Origin of the sequence: Frigoribacterium sp. NPDC087798 (assembly GCF_044742985.1) — a bacterium.
GTDB lineage: Bacteria > Actinomycetota > Actinomycetes > Actinomycetales > Microbacteriaceae > Frigoribacterium.
The window spans coordinates 40,111-52,561 of sequence record NZ_JBIUVP010000003.1 but is presented as its reverse complement, the minus strand read 5'-3'; the positions used below and the strand labels follow the sequence as shown (position 1 = coordinate 52,561).

Below are 12,451 nucleotides of genomic sequence, written 5' to 3'. Positions count from 1 at the left end.
GAAGGGCCCGACACCACGTGGTGTCGGGCCCTTCGTCGTACCGGGGTGCGGGGAGGTCAGTGCCCCTCGTCGGCCAGCTTCGTGATGCCGGCCTCGACGATGGCCTCGGCCTCGGCGGCGTCGCCCCAGCCCTCGGTCTTGACCCACTTGCCGGGCTCGAGGTCTTTGTAGTGCTCGAAGAAGTGCTCGATCTCCTTGCGGAGGTACTCGGGCACGTCGGTGACGTCCTGGATGTGCTCCCAGCGCGGGTCCTTCGCGGGGACGGCGATGACCTTGGCGTCGCTGCCGCCGTCGTCGGTCATGTTGAAGACGCCGACCGGGCGCACCTTGACCCCGACGCCCGGGAAGAGCGGGTAGTCGAGCAGCACGAGCACGTCGACGGGGTCGCCGTCGAGGCCGAGCGTGTTCTCGAAGAAGCCGTAGTCGGTCGGGTAGACGAACCCGGTGAACAGGACGCGGTCGAGGTAGACGCGACCGGTCTCGTGGTCGACCTCGTACTTGTTGCGGCTGCCTTTGGGGATCTCGATCACGGCGTCGTACGCGGCCATGGGTGTGCTCCTTGCGATGCGTCGTTGGGGGGTCCGACCCGACGGGCCGGCGGTGTCGCTAACGTTACAAGATGCCCGACAGACCCCGCCTGACCCCCGCGACGGCCGACGTCCGACGAGCCGTGCGCGCCTCCTTGTCCGGTCACGACGAGGGCGACCTCGTGCTCGTGGCCCTCAGCGGCGGGCCGGACTCCCTCGCGCTCGCCGCGGGGCTCGCCTTCGAGGCGCCGCGTGCGGGGCTGCGCGCCGGGGCGGTCGTCGTCGACCACGACCTGCAGGGCGACTCTCGCACCGTCGCGGCCCGCGCGGCCGAGCAGGCTCGCGGCCTCGGGCTCGACCCCGTCGTCGTCGTCCGGGTATCGGTGGGCACCGAGGGCGGTCCCGAGGCGGCGGCCCGCACGGCCCGCTACGACGCGCTGTCGTCCGTCGCCTCCGAGCAGGGTGCCCGCACCGTGCTGCTCGGCCACACCCGCGACGACCAGGCCGAGACGGTGCTGCTCGGCCTCACCCGGGGCAGCGGTGCGACGAGCCTGAGCGGCATGGAGGCGCGCTCGGGCCTGTACGCCCGCCCCCTGTTGGTCGTCGGTCGCTCGACCACGGCGGCGGCCTGCACCGACGCCGGCCTCGAGGCCTGGGCCGATCCGCACAACGACGACCCGACCTTCACGCGGGTGCGACTGCGGCGGACCGTCCTGCCGATGCTCGAGCGCGAGCTGGGCCCGGGCATCACCGAGGCGCTCGCGCGGACGGCGGACGCGCTGCGCGAGGACTCGTCCGCCCTCGACCACTTCGCCGACGAACTGGCCGAGGAGGTGGCCGACCACGCCGAGGCGGGCATCTCGCTCGACGTCCGGGGGCTCGCCGCGAACCCGGCGGCCCTGCGTCAGCGACTGATCCGGCTCGCGGTGCAGAGCGAGTTCGGCGTCTCGCTGAGCCGCGTCCAGACCCTCGAGGTCGCCCGGCTGGTGACCGACTGGCACGGGCAGGGGGCGGTGTCGCTGCCGGGCATTACAGTGGAACGCACCGGAGGCGCGCTGCACTTCTCGGCGACCGGCGCCTCCTGAGATCCCCCCTCGGCACCCCACGACCCCAGGAGCACGACACCACCATGGAACTCAGCGACATCGAGGCCGACCTGACCAGCGTGCTCTACACCGAAGAGCAGATCCACGCCAAGATCGCCGAGGTCGCCCGGCAGGTCGAGGCCGACTACGCCGGCCGCGAGCCGCTGCTGGTGGGCGTCCTCAAGGGCGCGGTGATGGTCATGGCCGACTTCTCGCGCGAGCTCAAACTGGCCTCGGCGATGGACTGGATGGCCGTCTCGTCGTACGGCTCCGGCACCAAGTCGTCGGGCGTCGTGCGCATCCTCAAAGACCTCGACAGCGACCTGCACGGCCGCGACGTCATCATCGTCGAGGACATCATCGACTCGGGCCTCACGCTGTCGTGGCTGCTCGAGAACCTGCAGAAGCGCGGCGCGGCGTCGGTCGAGATCTTCGCGCTCTTCCGCAAGCCGGCCGCCGCCAAGGTCGCCGTCGACGTCAAGTACGTCGGCTTCGAGATCCCGAACGACTTCGTCATCGGCTACGGCCTCGACTACGACGAGAAATACCGCAACCTCCGCGGTGTCGGGGTGCTCGCCCCGCACGTCTACAGCTAGCGGTCCGCTCCCGGGCGGGGCCGATCAAGCCCTCGGCGAACACCCATCCAGGGCATAGCAGCCCCGATGTACCCTTTTGCTCACGTTCTTCCTGCAGAAAGGTGTCGGGCGTCGCCCGTACTGACATGGACTTCAAGAAACTCTTCCGCGGTCCGATCATCTACATCGTGATCGCGGTCATCGGCATCGGCATCGGGTGGAGCCTCATCAGCGGGGCGGGCACGACGCAGATCTCGACCCAGAAGGGCCTCGAGGCGATCCAGGCCGACAAGGTCAAGTCGGCGACGATCTTCAGCAACGAGCAGCGCGTCGACCTCGTCCTGAAGGACGGCGACAAGGCCGAGCAGTTCTACTACGCGACGCCGCGCGGTTCCGAGGTCGTCGACGCCGTCACCGACGCGAACCTCGAGAACTTCGACGACACCGTCACGCAGACCAGCTGGTTCATGTCGCTGCTCAGCATCCTGCTGCCGTTCTTGATCATCGGCGTCATCTTCTGGTTCTTGCTCTCGTCCATGCAGGGCGGCGGCAGCAAGGTCATGCAGTTCGGCAAGTCCAAGGCCAAGCTCGCCTCGAAAGAGACCCCGCAGGTCATGTTCACCGACGTCGCCGGAGCCGACGAGGCCATCGAAGAGCTCGAAGAGATCAAAGAGTTCCTGAAAGAGCCCGCCAAGTTCCAGGCCGTCGGCGCCCGCATCCCGAAGGGCGTGCTGCTCTACGGCCCTCCCGGCACCGGCAAGACCCTGCTCGCCCGCGCCGTCGCCGGCGAGGCCGGCGTCCCCTTCTTCTCGATCTCGGGGTCCGACTTCGTCGAGATGTTCGTCGGCGTCGGTGCCAGCCGCGTCCGCGACCTCTTCGAGCAGGCCAAGCAGAACAGCCCGGCGATCATCTTCGTCGACGAGATCGACGCCGTCGGTCGTCACCGCGGCGCCGGCATCGGCGGCGGCAACGACGAGCGCGAGCAGACCCTCAACCAGCTGCTGGTCGAGATGGACGGCTTCGACGTCAAGACCAACGTCATCCTGATCGCGGCGACCAACCGCCCCGACGTGCTCGACCCGGCCCTGCTGCGCCCCGGCCGCTTCGACCGCCAGATCGGCGTCGACGCTCCGGGTCTCGACGGCCGCCGGCAGATCCTCGAGGTCCACGGCAAGGGCAAGCCCCTCGCCGCCTCGGTCGACCTCGAGGTGCTGGCCCGCAAGACCCCCGGGTTCACGGGTGCCGACCTGGCCAACGTCCTCAACGAGGCCGCCCTGCTCACCGCCCGTTCCAACGCGCAGCTGATCGACAACCGTGCCCTCGACGAGGCGGTCGACCGCGTCATGGCCGGCCCGCAGCGCCGCAGCCGCATCATGAACGACCACGAGAAGCTCATCACCGCGTACCACGAGGGTGGCCACGCCCTCGCCGCCGCGGCCATGCGCCACACCGACCCCGTGACCAAGATCACGATCCTGCCCCGCGGTCGGGCCCTGGGCTACACGATGGTCCTGCCCCTCGAGGACAAGTACTCGGTCACCCGTAACGAGCTGCTCGACCAGCTCACGTACGCCATGGGCGGCCGTGTCGCCGAAGAGCTCGTCTTCCACGACCCGACCACCGGTGCCTCGAACGACATCGAGAAGGCCACGGCGACCGCCCGCAAGATGGTCACCGAGTACGGCATGAGCAACAAGGTGGGCTCGGTCAAGCTCGGCCAGGCCTCCGGCGAGATGATGATGGGCCGCGACGGAAGCTCGCGCGACTACTCGGAGAACATCGCCGAGACGGTCGACGCCGAGGTCCGCGTGCTGCTCGAGCAGGCGCACGACGAGGCGTGGGAGGTCATCAACGACAACCGCGACGTGCTCGACTTCCTCGCCCGCGAGTTGCTCGAGAAAGAGACCCTCGACCACGACGAGCTCGCCGAGATCTTCAAGGACGTCCGCAAGCTGCCCGAGCGCCCGCAGTGGCTCTCGAGCGACAAGCGTCCGGTGTCCGACCGCCCGGCGATCCCGATGCCGACGAAGTCGCCCGTCGACGCCGAAGCCGTCGACGGGGGCGTCGACTCCGAGCCGACGACCAAGCCGGCCCGCACGCGCCCGCCCCGCACGACGCCCGGCATCGCCACGGCCTGACGCCCGATCGGCCGACCGGCTGCGCCCGGGCGCAGCCGGTCGATAGCCTGAGGGCTCGTCCCGAGCACCGAACGGAGGTACCGCTTCGTGACCGACCCGTCCCGCGGCACCCCCGCCACGTCCGGTGACGACGGACGTCCGCCCGCTGCGGCTCACGAGGGCGGCGCCGTACCGTCGAAGCGACCTCGCGGTCGGGAGCGCTACCCGGCCGACGTCGTCGTCGACGCGCCCCCGGCCTCCGCCCGGGCAGCCGCCGACGAGCTCGCGGTGGGCCCGATCACGCAGGGGCGTCTCGTCCTGGCGCAGAACGAGACCGCGGCCGTCCGTCCCCCAGCCCAGTTGCCGCCCGTCACGCACACGCCGGCGACCACGTCCGCGACGAGCCTCCCCGCCGGGGCGCCGGTTCCCGCAGTCCGCTCCGGACGTCGGCTGGTGGCCGGCGGTCGGTTCGAGGGGCCGCTGCACGAGCGGTCGTTCGACGACGCCGACCCCGTGCTCGAGGCCCGGCCACGACCCGATCGGCAGCGCGCCGGTTCGCACGCGGCACCCGCGGTGCGTGACCGGGTCGCGACCGGCCCGGGGTCGCACGCCACGCCTCCTGCCCCGGTTCTCCGCCGGTCGCGCGACCGATCCGGTGCTCGCCGGCCCGGCCCGCAGGTGATGGGCGTGCTCAACGTGACGCCCGACTCGTTCAGCGACGGCGGTCGTCACCTCGACCTGGACGCCGCCCTGGCCCATGCCCGCGCCCTCGTCGCGCAGGGGGCCGACATCGTCGACGTGGGCGGCGAATCGACCCGGCCCGGTGCCTCTCGGGTCGAGCCCGCGGACGAGCTGCGCCGGGTGCTGCCGGTCGTGCGAGAACTCGCGGCCGAGGGGGTGCGCGTCAGCATCGACACGATGAACGCGTCGACCGCCGCCGCCGCGCTCGAGGCCGGTGCCGAGATCGTCAACGACGTGTCGGGGGGCCTCGCCGACGTCGACATGGCCCGGGTCGCCGCCGAGAGCGGCCGCACCTTCGTGGTCATGCACTGGCGAGGTCGACTCGACGGCTCGGGCCAGGCACCCGCCGCGGCGTCACGCGACTACGACGGCGACGTCGTCGGCGCCGTCGCCGACGAGCTCGCCGCGCGGGTCGACGACCTCGTGGCCCGCGGCGTCGACCCGTCCGCGATCGTGCTCGACCCCGGGCTGGGGTTCTCCAAGGACGCCACCCAGAACTGGCAGCTGCTCGCCCACCTCGACGTGGTCGGCCGGCTCGGCCTGCCCGTGCTCGTCGCCGCGTCGCGCAAGCGGTTCCTGGCCGACCTCCTGCCCGAGGGGGCGCCGCCCACGGACCGCGACCCCGCGACCGCCGTGATCAGCGTGCTGGCGGCCCAGGCCGACGTCTGGGGCGTGCGCGTCCACGACGTCGCCGGCACCCGCGTCGCCCTCGACGTGCTGCAGGCCTGGACCGAGGCCGCGGTGGCTCCCCGCCGACCGGCGAGGCACGCGTGACCGGCGTCGAGAGCGGGTACGACGGCCTGCCCGCCCGCGCGCCCGAGCCGGTCCCCGAGCACGAGCCCGAGTCGGTCCCCGAGCACGAGACGGTCGGCGGGCCCGTGCCGGTCCTCCGGGCGACCGGCCTCGACGTGCTGCGCCTCAGCGGGGTCCGGGCGACCGGCCACCACGGCGTCTTCGACCACGAGCGCCGCGACGGGCAGGAGTTCGTCGTCGACGTCGTCGTGCACCTCGACACCTCCCCGGCGGCGTCCGGGGACGACCTCGGCGAGACCGTCCACTACGGCGTCCTGGCCGAAGAACTCGTGGCCGCCGTCGAGCGCGACCCGGTCGACCTGATCGAGACCCTCGCCGAGCGCCTCGCCGGCGTCGTGCTCGCGCACCGTGCGGCGGTCTCGACCGAGGTGACCGTGCACAAGCCGGGGGCCCCGATCACCGTGCCCTTCGACGACGTGTCGATCACCATCAGCCGGGAGCGCGCGTGAGCGGCCCGAGCACGAGCGACCCGACCGCGGGCGCGCCGAGCACGGCCGCGACGAGCACGGCCGCGACGAGCACGGCCGCGCCGCGCGTCCGGCGTGCGGTGATCGCCCTCGGCTCGAACCTCGGCGACCGCGACACCCTGCTGCGCGAGGCCGTCCGGGCCGTCGACGCGACCCCCGGCATCACGGTCGTCGCGGCCTCCGCGCCCGTGTCGTCGACCGCCGTCACGCTCGACGGCCTCGATCCGGGCAAGCCGACCTACCTCAACGCCGTGCTGCTCGCCGACGTCACGCTCGACGACGACGCCCTGCTCGACGCGCTCCAGGCGATCGAGGTGACGCACGGGCGCACCCGCGAGGTGCGCTGGGGCGACCGGACCCTCGACCTCGACGTCGTCGCCCTCGACGACGAGCGCATCGACACCGAGCGCCTGCAGGTGCCGCACCCCCGCGCCGCCGAGCGCGCGTTCGTGCTCGAGCCCTGGCTCGAGCTGGACCCGGAGGCGCGGCTCGCCGGAGCCGGGCGGGTCGCCGACCTGGCGTCCCGGCTCACCGAGCGCACCCGTCCCGTGCCGGGAGCGACCTCGCTGCTCGACCCCGCGCCCGAGCCCCCGCTGCTCGACCCCGCGCCCGAGCCTCCGTTGCTCGACACCACCTCCGACCACGGGTCCGCGCACGACCCGCTTACCGACCTCAGCCCAGGAGCCCCGTGAAGCACACCCGCCCCTCCACCCTGGTCGGCCTGATCATCGTGGCCGTGGCCGCCGGCTTCGTCCTCGACTCGGTGTTGGTCGCCATGCGTCAGCCCTCGATCGTGCTGCCCTTCGCGCTCGGCCTCGTGCTGCTCGGCATCGGCGGCGTCGTCGTCTCGATGGCCGTGCCCGTGCACCGGGTCGCGACCGGGTCGAGCAAGGAACGCGTCGACCCCTACTACGCGACCCGCGTGCTGCTGTTGGCCAAGGCGAGCAGCCTGGCCGGTGCCCTGTTCGGCGGCTTCGCCGGGGGAGTCCTGCTGTTCGTCCTGTCCCGTGGCGTGGGGGTCGCTGTAGGCTCGCTCGTGCCCGCGATCGTCGCCGTCGTCGGCGGTGCGGGGCTGCTGGTGGCCGGCATCGTCGCCGAGCGCATGTGCACCGTCCCGCCCGCCGACGACGAGCACGGCCAGGGCTCGGGCACACAGGCGGTCTGACCGCCCTCGGCCCCACCACCGCCGACCGACCGCTGCCGACCGGAAGAGACGCCGACATGGACCGACTCGACATCCCCGACGCCGAGTGGAACCGCGTCTCGCCCAAGTACGTCTGGCCCGAGCTGATCGGCTACCTCGTCACCGGCCTGATCGTGGCCGGTGCCACCGTCCCGCTCTGGCTGATCGGCCAGTGGTGGACCTACGCGATCACCGCCGTCGTGGTGGTCGTCACCGTCGTGGTCGCCGCCCTGACCCCCCGTCGCGTCCGGGCGATCGGCTACCAGCTGCGCGAGGACGACCTGCTGCTGCGCAAGGGCATCCTGTACCTGCGCGTCGTGGCCGTGCCCTACGGGCGCATGCAGCTCATCGACATCAACCGGGGCCCGGTCGTCCGGGCACTCGGCCTCAGCGACCTGAAGTTCGTCACCGCGGCTGCGGCGTCGGCCGTGACGATCCCGGGCGTCCCCGCCGACGAGGCCGAGCGGCTGCGCGACCGCCTCGTCGAGCTGGCCGAATCGCGTCGGGCCGGCCTGTGAGCGACCCCCGCACCGGGGCGGACGGCGGCGGGGGCCGACCCGCGCCTCCCGACGTCGCCGCGCTCACCGACGGCGAGTGGCACCGCCTGCACCCGGCCACCCCGCTGCTCAAGGGCGGCATCGCCCTGGCCGCGGTGCTCGTCATCCTGTTCAACAACGCGCGCGAGTACGTGGTCGAACTGTTCGTGCCCGGCGGTCGGCGGGGTGACGAGGGCGACCCGTTCGGGTACGTCGTCGACAAGGGCTGGCTGGGCCTGCTGCTGCTCGCCGTGGTCGTCGTGATCGCCCTGTTCGTGGGCGGGTTCTGGTTGTCGTGGCGCATGCACACCTTCCGGGTGGGCGAGGACGTCGTCGAGGTCCGCAGCGGCATCGTGTTCCGCACGAACCGGCGGGCGCGGCTCGACCGCATCCAGGGCATCAACATCCAGCGTCCCCTGCTGGCCCGCGTCTTCGGCGCCGCCAAGCTCGAGGTCACCCAGGCCGGGCAGGACGCCAACGTCACCCTCGCCTACCTGCGGTCGGCGTCGGCGGACGACCTGCGCCGCGAGATCCTGCGGCGCGCGGGCGGGGCGCAGCAGACGCACGCCCCGGCCCCGAGTGCGCCCGGTGCGCCGGACGATGCGCGAGGCGCGGGCACGGGCGATGCGACGGACCCGGCCGCCGTCGCCGGGACCTCGACCCCCGGTCGGCCCGGCGCCCCCGCCCCGCACCGGCAGGGCTTCGGCGGTCTGGTCGAGCAGCGCGCCCACGAGTTCCTCGCACCCGAGCTCGACCCCGACGAGGCACCGCCCCGGTCGGTCGTGGCCCTCTCGCCCGGACGCCTCATCGGTTCGACCGTCCTGAGCGGTTACACGCTGTTCCTCCTGGCGGCCGTCGTGGCGATCGTGATCAGCGTGGTCACGACGGGCGAGTGGTTCCTGCTCTTCGTGCTGCTGCCGGCCGTGCTCGGCTCGGGCGGCTTCTACGTCAACCGCATCACGAAGTCGCTGCGCTACACGATCGCCGGCACGCGCGACGGGGTCCGCATCGGCTACGGCCTCTTCTCGACCTCGAACGAGACGCTGCCGCCCGGCCGCATCCACTCGATCAAGGTCAGCCAACCGCTGCTCTGGCGCCCGTTCGGCTGGTGGGACGTCAAGATCAACCGCGCCTCGCGTTCGAGCACGAAGGGTGCCGCCGGGCAGGAGAACACGACGATCCTGCCGGTCGGCGACGAGGACGACGTCCGCCGCGTCCTCGAACTCGTCCTGCCCGAGCTGGTCGGCGTGGCCGCCGTGGGCGTCGCCGCCGAGGAGGCGCGGGCCGGGTCGCCCGCACCGGCCGACGCCCCCGAGGCGGTCGCCTCCGCGACGGTCCCGGTGGCCGACGCCTCCTCGACCTGCGAGGCCGCGCCTCCTGCCGTCGGGGGTGAGGGGGTCGCCGACGAGACGTCCGTGACCGGCGCTGCCGCGCCTCCTGCCGTCCGCGACGCCGTCGAGGCGACGACCGAGCACACCCTGTCGCTCGTCGAGGGCGGGCTCAGGTCGAGCGGTACGGACGGCGGTTTCACCGTGTCTCCGCGCCGGGCCGCCGTGCTGCGCTGGTTCTCGTGGCGGCGCAACGGGTTCCGCTCGGCGCCGGGTGCGCTGTTGCTGCGCAAGGGCGCGATCTGGCGCCAGCTCGTCATCGTGCCGCTGCCCCGGGTGCAGAGCGTCGGCCTGGTGCAGGGTCCGTTGCGCCGCCGGCTCCGCCTCGCGACCGTGCACCTGCACACCGTCCAGGGGCCGATCGTCGCCGAGATCGGCGCCCTCGACCAGGACGACGCCCTCAGCTTCTTCACGACCGCCGGTCGCGAGGCCGTCGCCGCCGCCCACGCCGACCGCACCCACCGCTGGAGCGAGGAGACCCCGTGACCGACCCGTCGACCGGCGGCCCCTCCCTCGGCGGCTCGTCCCTCGGTGGCCCACGCGACGCACCGCGCGACCCCCGGCCGACCGCGCGCGGCTCCGACCGCCGCAGCGGTCGCCTCGGCGTCGGCATCGTCGGCGCCGGCCGGGTCGGACCCGTGCTCGGTGCCGCGCTCGCCGCCGCCGGTCACGCGATCGTCGGCATCTCGGCCGTGTCCGAGCGCAGCCGCGACCGAGCCGAGGCGATCCTGCCGGGCGTGCCCCTGTTGACCGTGCCCGAGATCGTCGAGCGCAGCGAGCTCGTCCTGCTCGCCGTCCCCGACGACCAGCTGGCCGACCTCGTCCAAGGCCTGGCCGCGACGGGCACCTGGCAGCCCGGCCAGCTCGTCGTGCACACCTCGCCCCGGCACGGGCTCGAGGTGCTCCGGCCCGCCCTTTCGTCGGGGGCGATCCCGCTGGCGATCCACCCGGCCCTCGCCTTCACGGGCACGACCATCGACCTCGTCCGGCTGCGCGACGCCTGGTGCGCCGTCACCGCGCCGACCCCGGTTCAGCCGATCGGCCAGGCGCTCGTCGTCGAGATGGGAGCCGAGCCCGTCATCGTGGCCGAGGCCGACCGGCCGCGTTACGCCGAGGCCATCGCGACGGCCACCGAGTTCTCGGCCGCGATCGTCGCGCAGTCGGTCGGACTGCTGACCGAGCTGGGCCTGCCCGAGCCGGGCCGGCTGCTCGCGCCGCTGATGCGGTCGGCCATGGACGCCGCCCTCGGCGAGGCCGGGGGCGCGGCCGGCCCCGGTACCATCGACATGGCCTCGTTCGACGACGGCCCCACCGCGTTCGGTGACCCGCGCGCCTGACCCGGCCCGCGCCTCCCGCCCCCCTCCACCACCCCAGGAGCACCTGACACATGACCGCCGCGCCCGACCCGACCACCACCCCCGACGACGAGGCGGCCACCGCCGCGCGCGAGGCGTCGGAGCAGAAGCAGGTGCGGCTCGACAAGCGTGCCCGCCTGCTCGAGGCCGGCGTCGAGGCGTACCCGGTCGGCGTGCCGATCACCGACACGATCGGTGCGGTCCGCGCCCGGTACGCCGAGCTCGAGACCGACAGCCGCTCGGGTGACGTCGTCGGGCTGGCCGGTCGCGTCGTGCACGCCCGCAACACGGGCAAGCTCTGCTTCGCCGCGCTCCAGGCGGGCGACGGCAGCCGCATCCAGGCCATGGTCTCGCTCGCCGAGGTCGGCGAGCAGCGCCTCGCCGACTGGAAAGAGCTCGTCGACCTGGGCGACCACGTCTTCGTCAAGGGCGAGGTCATCTCGTCCCGTCGCGGCGAGCTGTCGATCATGGTCGGAGAGTGGTCGATCGCGGCCAAGGCGATCCTGCCGCTGCCGAACCTGCACTCCGAGCTCAGCGAGGAGACGCGCGTGCGTCAGCGCTACCTCGACCTGATCGTGCGCGACCAGGCCCGTGCCACCGTCCGCGCCCGGGCCGCCGCGGTCTCGTCCCTGCGCCGCACCTTCGACTCGTACGAGTACCTCGAGGTCGAGACGCCCATGCTGCAGACCATGCACGGCGGCGCCGCGGCCCGACCGTTCCAGACGCACAGCAACGCCTTCGACACCGAGCTGTACCTGCGCATCGCGCCCGAACTGTTCCTCAAGAGGGCCGTCGTCGGCGGCATCGACCGCGTCTTCGAGATCAACCGCAACTTCCGCAACGAGGGCGCCGACTCGACGCACTCGCCCGAGTTCGCGATGGTCGAGGCGTACCAGGCCTACGGCGACTACGACCAGATGGCCCGCCTGACCCAAGAGCTCGTGCAGAACGCCGCCATGGCCGTCTCCGGCTCGCACCTCGTCACCCTCGCCGACGGCACCGAGTACGACCTCGGCGGCGAGTGGGCCCGCGTGCCGATGTACGAGTCGCTCAGCGAGGCCGCCGGAGTCGAGATCACCCCGTCGACCACCGTCGCCGACCTGCAGGCGCTCGCCGCCACCGTCGACCTGGTCGTGCCGCACGAGACCCACGGCAAGCTCGTCGAAGAGCTCTGGGAGCACTTCGTCAAGCCGTCGCTCGACCGCCCGACCTTCGTGGTCGACTTCCCGGTCGACACGAGCCCGCTCGTCCGCCAGCACCGCTCGAAGCCCGGCGTCGTCGAGAAGTGGGACCTCTACGTCCGCGGCTTCGAACTCGCCACCGCGTACTCCGAGCTGGTCGACCCGGTGATCCAGCGCGAGCGCTTCGTCGAGCAGGCCGCCCTCTCGGCCCGCGGCGACGCCGAGGCCATGCGCCTCGACGACGACTTCCTCACCGCGCTCGAGCACGGCATGCCGCCGAGCGGCGGCATGGGCATGGGCATCGACCGCCTCCTGATGGCGATCACGGGCCTCGGCATCCGCGAGACGATCCTCTTCCCGCTGGTCAAGTAGCGCCCGCGCCCGCGCTCGCGTTCGCGCGGGGGTGCGGACGCTCGCGCGTCGGGTGCAGGAGGCGCGGTGCCGGTCGGGCACCGCGCCTCCGTCGTCTCGGCGTCGAGAGGT

12 protein-coding genes are annotated in these 12,451 nt (G+C 72.8%); 11 read left to right on the top strand and 1 reads right to left on the bottom strand.

Annotated features, from left to right (window positions below; all coding sequences use genetic code 11):
* Positions 1 to 56 precede the first annotated feature (56 nt).
* Positions 57 to 548 carry an inorganic diphosphatase gene (gene ppa / locus ACIOSR_RS10065; RefSeq protein ID WP_043593233.1) on the bottom strand — a complete coding sequence of 164 codons (492 nt, stop codon included), beginning with the start codon at positions 546 to 548 and terminating at the stop codon, positions 57 to 59.
* A 71-nt stretch (positions 549 to 619) separates the two neighbouring features.
* Between ppa and tilS the strand changes: the two genes are divergently transcribed.
* The 11 genes from tilS (at position 620) to lysS (ending at position 12,340) form a co-directional block, all read left to right on the top strand.
* The gene (gene tilS / locus ACIOSR_RS10060) at positions 620 to 1,612 is read left to right on the top strand and encodes a tRNA lysidine(34) synthetase TilS (protein WP_402752531.1); all 993 of its coding nucleotides are present in this window, start codon (positions 620 to 622) and stop codon (positions 1,610 to 1,612) included.
* A 44-nt stretch (positions 1,613 to 1,656) separates the two neighbouring features.
* The gene (gene hpt / locus ACIOSR_RS10055; RefSeq protein WP_056044086.1) at positions 1,657 to 2,208 is read left to right on the top strand and encodes a hypoxanthine phosphoribosyltransferase; all 552 of its coding nucleotides are present in this window, start codon (positions 1,657 to 1,659) and stop codon (positions 2,206 to 2,208) included.
* A gap of 125 nt (positions 2,209 to 2,333) precedes the next feature.
* Positions 2,334 to 4,325, top strand: coding sequence for an ATP-dependent zinc metalloprotease FtsH (gene ftsH / locus ACIOSR_RS10050; protein WP_402752530.1), 1,992 nt, complete (start codon positions 2,334 to 2,336; stop codon positions 4,323 to 4,325).
* Positions 4,326 to 4,985: 660 nt separating this feature from the next.
* Positions 4,986 to 5,819 (top strand): dihydropteroate synthase, encoded by an 834-nt coding sequence (gene folP / locus ACIOSR_RS10045; protein WP_402752685.1) that lies wholly within the window; start codon positions 4,986 to 4,988, stop codon positions 5,817 to 5,819.
* Complete coding sequence (gene folB / locus ACIOSR_RS10040) at positions 5,816 to 6,307, top strand: dihydroneopterin aldolase (RefSeq protein ID WP_402752529.1); 492 nt, start codon at positions 5,816 to 5,818, stop codon at positions 6,305 to 6,307. The genes folP and folB overlap by 4 nt, the downstream gene beginning before the upstream one ends.
* Complete coding sequence (gene folK, locus ACIOSR_RS10035) at positions 6,304 to 7,017, top strand: 2-amino-4-hydroxy-6-hydroxymethyldihydropteridine diphosphokinase (protein WP_402752528.1); 714 nt, start codon at positions 6,304 to 6,306, stop codon at positions 7,015 to 7,017. Before folB ends, folK begins: the two co-directional genes overlap by 4 nt.
* Positions 7,014 to 7,490: a DUF3180 domain-containing protein gene (locus ACIOSR_RS10030; protein WP_056044083.1), complete on the top strand. Its 477-nt coding sequence runs from the start codon at positions 7,014 to 7,016 to the stop codon at positions 7,488 to 7,490. The genes folK and ACIOSR_RS10030 overlap by 4 nt, the downstream gene beginning before the upstream one ends.
* Before the next feature lie 56 nt (positions 7,491 to 7,546).
* Positions 7,547 to 8,026: a PH domain-containing protein gene (locus ACIOSR_RS10025; RefSeq protein ID WP_056044081.1), complete on the top strand. Its 480-nt coding sequence runs from the start codon at positions 7,547 to 7,549 to the stop codon at positions 8,024 to 8,026.
* The gene (locus ACIOSR_RS10020; protein WP_402752527.1) at positions 8,023 to 9,918 is read left to right on the top strand and encodes a PH domain-containing protein; all 1,896 of its coding nucleotides are present in this window, start codon (positions 8,023 to 8,025) and stop codon (positions 9,916 to 9,918) included. Before ACIOSR_RS10025 ends, ACIOSR_RS10020 begins: the two co-directional genes overlap by 4 nt.
* The gene (locus tag ACIOSR_RS10015; RefSeq protein ID WP_082460095.1) at positions 9,915 to 10,769 is read left to right on the top strand and encodes a Rossmann-like and DUF2520 domain-containing protein; all 855 of its coding nucleotides are present in this window, start codon (positions 9,915 to 9,917) and stop codon (positions 10,767 to 10,769) included. Before ACIOSR_RS10020 ends, ACIOSR_RS10015 begins: the two co-directional genes overlap by 4 nt.
* A gap of 50 nt (positions 10,770 to 10,819) precedes the next feature.
* Entirely contained in the window at positions 10,820 to 12,340 is a 1,521-nt protein-coding gene (gene lysS, locus ACIOSR_RS10010) for a lysine--tRNA ligase (RefSeq protein ID WP_056044078.1), read from the top strand.
* Positions 12,341 to 12,451 lie beyond the last annotated feature (111 nt).

Bases quoted from the DNA above. Each gene is read 5' to 3' on its own strand.
- hpt (WP_056044086.1), top strand. From the start codon at position 1,657: ATGGAACTCAGCGACATCGAGGCCGACCTGACCAGCGTGCTCTACACC.
- lysS (WP_056044078.1), top strand. From the start codon at position 10,820: ATGACCGCCGCGCCCGACCCGACCACCACCCCCGACGACGAGGCGGCC.
- ftsH (WP_402752530.1), top strand. From the start codon at position 2,334: ATGGACTTCAAGAAACTCTTCCGCGGTCCGATCATCTACATCGTGATC.
- folP (WP_402752685.1), top strand. From the start codon at position 4,986: ATGGGCGTGCTCAACGTGACGCCCGACTCGTTCAGCGACGGCGGTCGT.
- tilS (WP_402752531.1), top strand. From the start codon at position 620: ATGCCCGACAGACCCCGCCTGACCCCCGCGACGGCCGACGTCCGACGA.
- ppa (WP_043593233.1), bottom strand. From the start codon at position 548: ATGGCCGCGTACGACGCCGTGATCGAGATCCCCAAAGGCAGCCGCAAC.
- ACIOSR_RS10025 (WP_056044081.1), top strand. From the start codon at position 7,547: ATGGACCGACTCGACATCCCCGACGCCGAGTGGAACCGCGTCTCGCCC.